At 51.2% G+C, this 6,881-nt stretch carries 7 protein-coding genes and 1 pseudogene; 2 read left to right on the forward strand and 6 right to left on the reverse strand.

The genetic code is table 11. The features are described from left to right. Positions 1-24: 24 nt before the first annotated feature. Together EH228_RS19185 and EH228_RS19190 are read left to right on the forward strand one after the other, a co-directional pair. Positions 25-1,794 carry a GMC family oxidoreductase gene (locus tag EH228_RS19185; RefSeq protein WP_152323221.1) on the forward strand — a complete coding sequence of 590 codons (1,770 nt, stop codon included), beginning with the start codon at positions 25-27 and terminating at the stop codon, positions 1,792-1,794. Positions 1,795-1,806: 12 nt separating this feature from the next. Next, positions 1,807-3,090, forward strand: coding sequence for a c-type cytochrome (locus EH228_RS19190; protein WP_152323215.1), 1,284 nt, complete (start codon positions 1,807-1,809; stop codon positions 3,088-3,090). A gap of 72 nt (positions 3,091-3,162) precedes the next feature. Here EH228_RS19190 and EH228_RS19195 read toward each other — a convergent pair whose 3' ends face one another. The 6 genes and pseudogenes from EH228_RS19195 to EH228_RS20305 form a co-directional block, all read right to left on the reverse strand. After that, a complete protein-coding gene (locus EH228_RS19195; protein ID WP_152323216.1) occupies positions 3,163-3,558 on the reverse strand; it encodes a polyketide cyclase in 396 nt (131 codons plus the stop codon). A gap of 78 nt (positions 3,559-3,636) precedes the next feature. Further along, positions 3,637-4,128, reverse strand: a complete 492-nt coding sequence (locus EH228_RS19200; protein WP_152323217.1) for a type VI secretion system baseplate subunit TssE — start codon at positions 4,126-4,128, stop codon at positions 3,637-3,639. A gap of 11 nt (positions 4,129-4,139) precedes the next feature. Then, positions 4,140-4,937: a type VI secretion system accessory protein TagJ gene (locus EH228_RS19205; RefSeq protein ID WP_152323218.1), complete on the reverse strand. Its 798-nt coding sequence runs from the start codon at positions 4,935-4,937 to the stop codon at positions 4,140-4,142. A gap of 24 nt (positions 4,938-4,961) precedes the next feature. Continuing rightward, positions 4,962-5,807, reverse strand: a complete 846-nt coding sequence (locus EH228_RS19210; RefSeq protein WP_152323219.1) for a TagK domain-containing protein — start codon at positions 5,805-5,807, stop codon at positions 4,962-4,964. A gap of 3 nt (positions 5,808-5,810) precedes the next feature. Continuing rightward, complete coding sequence (locus EH228_RS19215; RefSeq protein WP_152323220.1) at positions 5,811-6,080, reverse strand: PAAR domain-containing protein; 270 nt, start codon at positions 6,078-6,080, stop codon at positions 5,811-5,813. A gap of 106 nt (positions 6,081-6,186) precedes the next feature. After that, a pseudogene (locus EH228_RS20305) lies at positions 6,187-6,881 on the reverse strand (type VI secretion system tip protein VgrG); the annotation flags it as partial.

Genomic DNA, 6,881 nt, shown 5'->3' on the forward strand with positions numbered 1-6,881 from the left:
AACTTATTACTGAGAGTTTGAATGATGGATTATAAAAGATCCCGGGCAGATGTCGTCATTGTCGGGTTGGGTTGGGCTGGCTCGGTGATGGCGGAAGAATTAACGCGTGCCGGATTAGAGGTAGTGGCCATTGAACGTGGCGCCTGGCGTGAAACCAGCGCAGATTTTCCTACCACCACCGATCCCGATGAACTCCGTTATGCGGTGCGTAAAGAGATCCTGCAACCCGCAGCGGTCGAAACCTATACTTTTCGTAACAATGAAAACCAAACCGCCTTACCTGGCCGTGAATGGAATAACTGGACGCTGGGGATGAACGTAGGTGGCGCAGGTACCCACTGGGCTGCGGCGTCATGGCGTTTTCTCCCCTGGGATATGCAGGTGAAGAGCCGCGTGCTCGATCGCTACGGCGCCAAACAACTGGTCGATGGCTTGATCGTACAAGACTGGGGCGTGACCTATGATGAACTGGAGCCCTTCTACGACCGATTCGAAAAAATTGCCGGCACCTCAGGCACCGCAGGCGTCATCAATGGAGTGAAGCAGCCTGGCGGTAATCCTTTTGAGGGCAGCCGTCGTCACCCTTACCCCACCCCCTCGCTGGTGCGTTCGCGCTGGAACGATTTATTCGCTGAAACCACCACTAAAATGGGCTATCACCCGTTTCCGGTTCCGGCAGGAACCATCGGTGCAGCCTATACCAACGCGCTCGGTATCAATCTTGCACCCTGTACCTATTGTGGTTACTGCCAACTGTATGGCTGCGGCAACTGGTCGAAATCATCACCGAATGCCTGTGTCATGCCGGTGCTGATGCAGCGAAAAAATTTCACCATGCTGACTGAGTGTGAAGTCCTGCGCATTGAGAAATCACCTGATGGTAAAACCGCTACCGGCGCAATATTTATCGATTCAGACGGTAACTACGGCTTCCAGCCTGCGGATATCGTGGTGATTTCAGCCTATCAACTGGATAACGTGCGCCTGCTGATGTTATCGAAATTAGGCAAAATCTATAACCCACGCACCGGAGAAGGCACCTTAGGACGCGCGTTCAACTTCCAGACTTTATCTTACGCCTTCCTGAACCTGCCAAATGAATACCTTAATCCGTTCATGAACACCGGCGCGCTGGCGACGCAAATCGATGATTTCAATGGCGACAACTTCGACCACAGCGGACTTGGCTTTATCGGCGGTGCAGGTATTCAGGCGTTATCGAATACCGGTTTGCCGATCAGTCTTGCGGATCAAATTCCGCCAGGCCACCGGCAATGGGGCTCAAGCTGGAAAAAAGATTTCAAAGAGAGTTACCAGAACTGGGCAATGGTCCAGGGACAGGGAACCAGCTATGCTCATCGTACCCAATATATGGATCTTGATCCGACCTACAAAGATCGCCATGGGCAACCGCTATTGCGCATGACCTATGATTATAACCTCAATGATAAGCGCTCCGGTGCCTTCATCCGGGATCGTTGCCGTGAAATCGCTGAAGCGGTGGGCGGTAAAAATATCCGGGCGCAGTCCTTTGCCGATGACCACTACAATCCTTCGCGTCCATTCGACAGTTCGCACACCATGGGGGGAGCGGTGATGGGGCTCGATCCGAATACCTCAGTGTTAAACCGCTTTCAGCAACACTGGGATGCACATAACGTCTTCGTCAGCGGCGCGTCTTCATTTCCTAACAATGGCGGTTACAACCCGACGATCACCATCGGTGCGCTCACCTTGCATACAGCGCGCGCCATCATCGATCGCTACATCAAAAACCCCGGATCGCTGGTGTAAAGGAGACGTTCCATGACCCTGAAGAAACTCATTGGCGCACTGGTGGGAATTGGTGTGCTGGGCGCACTCGGCTATGGTGTGGGCGTCGCCATCGATCTGAACCAACATTATCCGGATAATACCGACGTCCTGTCAGGTAAAGCGCTAAGCGACAAAATAGCACGAGGGGAATATGTCGCCATCGCCTCAGATTGCGTGGCCTGCCACACCTCAGACAGCCATAAGCCCTTCGCCGGTGGCTACAAGATTGATACGCCATTTGGCCCGATTCTGTCCTCCAATATTACCGCGGATAAAGAAACGGGTATTGGCAACTGGAGTAAAGGCCAGTTTGATGCGGCGGTAAGACATGGGAAAGGTTCGCATGGTTTTCTCTATCCGGCGATGCCTTACCCCGCCTATTCAACGCTAACGGATAGCGATCTCGATGACCTCTGGGCTTACATGCAAACGATCGCCCCAGTCCATAACAAGGTTATCGAGAACCAGTTATCCTTCCCGTATAACCAGCGGTGGTTATTGGGCGGGTGGAATTTACTCTTCTTCCATGGCGCGCCGTTTACACCAACGGCCTCACTCAGCGCACAACTCAACCGTGGCGCCTATCTGGTCAACGGCCCCGGCCACTGCGCAGCCTGTCATACGGCAAAAAATATTTTTGGCGGCGACGTCAGCAACGCCATGCAGGGGACGACATTGCAAGGCTGGCATGCTCCGGATCTGACCACAAATGCGCATGTTGGCCTGGGTCACTGGAGCGAACAGGATGTGGTCGACTATCTGCATAACGGCAGTAACCGCTTTACCGTGGCATCCGGACCGATGGCGGAAGCCGTCGAGAACTCAACCCAGCATATGACACCGGAAGATTTGGCGGCAATCGCGGCTTACCTGAAAACGCGCCCGGCATCGACCCCCTCCGTCCCTGCCGCCCTGGCCAACGATTCAGCCACGATGCATGCCGGCAAGCTGATTTATGATACGCAATGCGCGGCATGCCATCTTTCATCCGGAGCTGGGGTACGCAACATGATCCCGACCCTGGCGAAAAATCCGCAACTCAATGCCGCCGACCCGGCCAGCCTGTTGACCGTGATTCTTAACGGCTCTGACGGCGCAGTGACCACAGGCAACCCCACTGCGGCACGCATGCCACGATTTGACTGGAAACTGTCAGATCAACAAATTGCCCAGGTCACGACGTATATCCGCAACAGCTGGGGCAATGCCGCGCCTGAGGTTAAAGCCGATAAGGTCGCCCACGCCCGCAAGGCCATAGCCGCGCAAGCCCACTAACGGCAACGGCCCGCGTTGATCCCGCCCGGCTCACCATCACACCGTTCTGGTATGAGGGTGAGCCACTGGCGATCAGGTGGTCAGCAATGTATGCAAGGCCTGCAGATCGCGCGTGACTCCCTCAACATCCTGTGCGAATTTTTCATCGGATAACAACGGCTGGCGGAAGACGGTGATCAACACTTCCGCCCCTTCTTCGTTCCCCAGCACCCGCATCGGTACATATACTTCATTGCCAAAACCGCGATCAAGGTAATAGTCCATTACGCCAAAAGGGTTGTGATCGGTAAAACGGATTTTTACGGTCTCATCCGACCCGGTCGCCTTCCAGTAGTTGCCTTCCTGCACCAGTGAAGACGGGCTGAGGCCGGAGATCCATTTAGGAAAATAGTCAGGTTTCCAGATGGTTTCATACAGGTCAATCCAGTTACGGGGGATGGTCAGACTGACTGTTTGCGATGGCAGCACAAGGCCTCCTGAATTTTATTGACAGAAGGTGATTTAACCATTGCGATGCGCAGATGAAAAGGGGAGTCTGCCTCCCCCTCAAACACTTTTTAAATCGACTTTAGCAGTTTCAACGTCATAAGCTACGCTGATACAGAGATCGATAGGATGAGGATGCCATGCAATCAACCCGCGAATTTCAAACAGGACCATGCCGTATTTCCCCGGATGATTTTTATCAATTAACGGTCTCACTAACAGTGACTCAGGAATAATTCTGGACTCAAAACGGAGCAACGCATTTCTGATGTTTTTCTCGATAATATTCCAGTTATGATGGTTGGCGTATCTTCCTACCAAAGCCGCTATACCATAGTTCATCACTGAACCGCAGACGGCCTTATGCCGGTGCTCATCCAATTGATCTTCAATGTTGGTATTGTTCAGTACAGAGGAAATATCCTTCTGTACCACAGCACGCATCGCCTTCGCATCAAAATAAAATGCATCATAGCTCTCCTGCTGTTTTTTGGGTTCATCATCCAGAAGTCTTTCAAACAACGTGGGTAAAAAATACTGCTTTTTCTCCATTGCTGGCCCCGTTATGCGAACGTGATTTCTGTCACTTCCAGCAGAGAAAACTCTCCCCGGTCAGTAATCAATACTTTCCTTCCCATAGCGGTGGAAAATATTTCCGACTCCTCATTCCATCTGGTCAGGAAGCCTAGCTTCACATCTTGCTCTGCCTCATGAGATAAGGGGTAGCGAGCAGGGATATAACCATAATAAAATTCATTATTAACTTTTATATGCGCCGGAGCCCAAATCAGATCAAGTAAATCTTTAGGCTGCGCCACGTGCATCAATTGGATAACAGAGTAAGGTACCTGACGGTAGCCCCCCGCACTGACAAACTCACAGACGGGTCCAATACGACCATCACTGTCAGCAATCCAGTTAAATACTCCCGTTGTTTCTCCTTTCCCTGCACTTTCAGGTGCCAGTTCAAATGCCTGGATGCGCAGTGCCTCAGATTGCTGATGCTGGTTCTCCCTATGCAACTTATTGGCTTTCAGCAGTAACGACATCCACTCTGGTGGCGAGCCATCCAGTAATCCTGCGGTACGCTCGCCAGCCAGTACGCTGTCTCTCATCAGCTCGCTGAACACCAGATTTTTATAAAGCTCAGTATCTTTATGCACATGATCATCAATCAACTCGATAGTCTGAAGCTGCATTAATGCTTTTTCCCACAGTCCCTCAATACAGTACAGCTTGAACAAAGTATTGCGCCATGAAATATCCTCCGGCTTCGCTTTCACCTGCACCAGAACATCCGCGATAACATCACTCAGTGATGACGATTTTAGTAATTCAGTTAATGAAGATGCTTCAAACATGCTATCTGTTCCTTTCCCTGATTATCAATAAAGGCTGTCCAGCCCTGTTTTATAGAGATCCTGGAATACCAACTCCGGCACATAAGCTTTCTCTCTTGAAGAAATATTTTCCGGTGCTAACGATTTTAAAATATCCAGTTTCGCTTCCTCACCTAACAACTCATCATCATAATCCATCATATTCAGCGCCTTCCACACTTCATCAATAAGTGAGGGCGCTTCGATAATGCACTCGGTCAGCGTCTTATTTTTCATTTCATCTCTGATGACATCAAAATAATGATCACTGCCGGAAAGTTTATTATTAAGCTCTGGATTTTCGTCAAAAAACTTCCTGTTTTGCTCTCCCCAAATGAGAAATTTTTTATATTCAACCTCAAGTTTCTTCAGGATGTCATTTTCTGATTCAGATCCCGTCATCGCTTCGTTGAAGTAGCGAAGGTCGCCCGTGTAATGTCCTCCATTGGGCAAAATATCCTCCAGTTCCGGGACAATCACACTGGCTTTTTCTTCCTCAGAATGCACATTGAGTAAGCTGTACAACATATCTTCATGAGCGACAGGTTCATCGCTCAACATCACTGAAAAAGTGAAATGACCGAGCTGGATTGCCGCGCCAAACCGCAGAGCGTAAGTCTGGCCACGCGCAATGTCCACACCATCAATCAGGCAAACGAACGTTTCGCAATCATTGAAAATGATCGGCCCGACAGCCGCTGTATAAAAATAAACAACATTGTTTTTATCCTCGGGAGAAGGCGGCCCAAATGTTCCATTTTTCACATTGAAGCAGGCCGCATTATTAAAGGTATAATCATCTGTCAGATGGAAAACACATTGAGTATCGGGCCAGGTCATTAACAGTTGCATCGTTTAGTTACCAATAAAGACATCACCAGAACCGCTGACAATTGGCGCACCGCAGCCAGTCACATCACCAAGTCTTGCGGCAGGATTACCATTGATAAATACACTACCCGATCCACAGGCTACCGGGGCGGCACCATGCAACAGAGCACAAGGTGCGATGCTGATCCCTACGGCACCGGCGGCCAGTCCATTGATAAAAACATTGCCAGAGCCACTCACCAATGCCCCACCATGTCCCGTTGCATCGCCTAATCTGGCGGCATTTTGTGACATACATCACCTCATTCCGTTGAGAAAAAAATCAGAACACATGATGATGGCGTGGATAAAAACGCGCTCCATGCCATCGTTTTCACACTTATGCTACCTGGCAGGTCAATCAATCTTCTCCACCCGGAGGACCACCACTCCCGGTTGGTTCCGGTGTTGATACATCGGGCGCCGTGGTGACTTCCGGCGTTGATACATCGGGCTCCGTGGTGACTTCCGGCGTCGATACATCAGGATCCGTGGTGACTTCCGGCGTCGATACATCGGGCTCCGTGGTGACTTCCGGCGTCGATGTATCGGGCTCCGTGGTGACTTCCGGCGTCGATGCATCGGGTTCCGTGGTAACTTCCGGCGTCGATGCATCGGGTTCCGTGGTGACTTCCGGCGTCGATACATCGGGTTCCGTGGTAACTTCCGGCGTCGATACATCGGGTTCTATGGTTATTTCCGGCGTCGATACATCGGGTTCTATGGTTATGTCCGGCGTTGTAGTCGTTGGTAACTCGGGTAAAGGTAATGACAGGCCGATAAAGCCAAACGCAGACAATCCAGGCAGACCAGGAACAGCAGCCGCACCGCCACCACCACCACCGCCGCCACCGCCACCGCAACTACAGCAACTGTCTCCAGGATTCAGATCAATCTGGCCCCCCTGAAGGACAATATGATTAGCAACCAGTTTAATTTTAGAAGCAGAGAGACACATCTCCCCACCAGCCGTCATGGCAAAAGCCCCGCCGACCACGATGGAACTCGCCCCCCCCACCGTGGTGGAACTCGCCCCTCCCACCGTCCTGAACCTTA

This window comes from Erwinia endophytica, from assembly GCF_009295515.1.
GTDB classification, from domain to species: Bacteria; Pseudomonadota; Gammaproteobacteria; order Enterobacterales; family Enterobacteriaceae; genus Erwinia; species Erwinia endophytica.

Coding starts and splice junctions, on each gene's coding strand:
- EH228_RS19190 (WP_152323215.1), top strand. CDS start 1,807: ATGACCCTGAAGAAACTCATTGGCGCACTGGTGGGAATTGGTGTGCTG.
- EH228_RS19200 (WP_152323217.1), bottom strand. CDS start 4,128: ATGGAGAAAAAGCAGTATTTTTTACCCACGTTGTTTGAAAGACTTCTG.
- EH228_RS19215 (WP_152323220.1), bottom strand. CDS start 6,080: ATGTCACAAAATGCCGCCAGATTAGGCGATGCAACGGGACATGGTGGG.
- EH228_RS19205 (WP_152323218.1), bottom strand. CDS start 4,937: ATGTTTGAAGCATCTTCATTAACTGAATTACTAAAATCGTCATCACTG.
- EH228_RS19185 (WP_152323221.1), top strand. CDS start 25: ATGGATTATAAAAGATCCCGGGCAGATGTCGTCATTGTCGGGTTGGGT.
- EH228_RS19210 (WP_152323219.1), bottom strand. CDS start 5,807: ATGCAACTGTTAATGACCTGGCCCGATACTCAATGTGTTTTCCATCTG.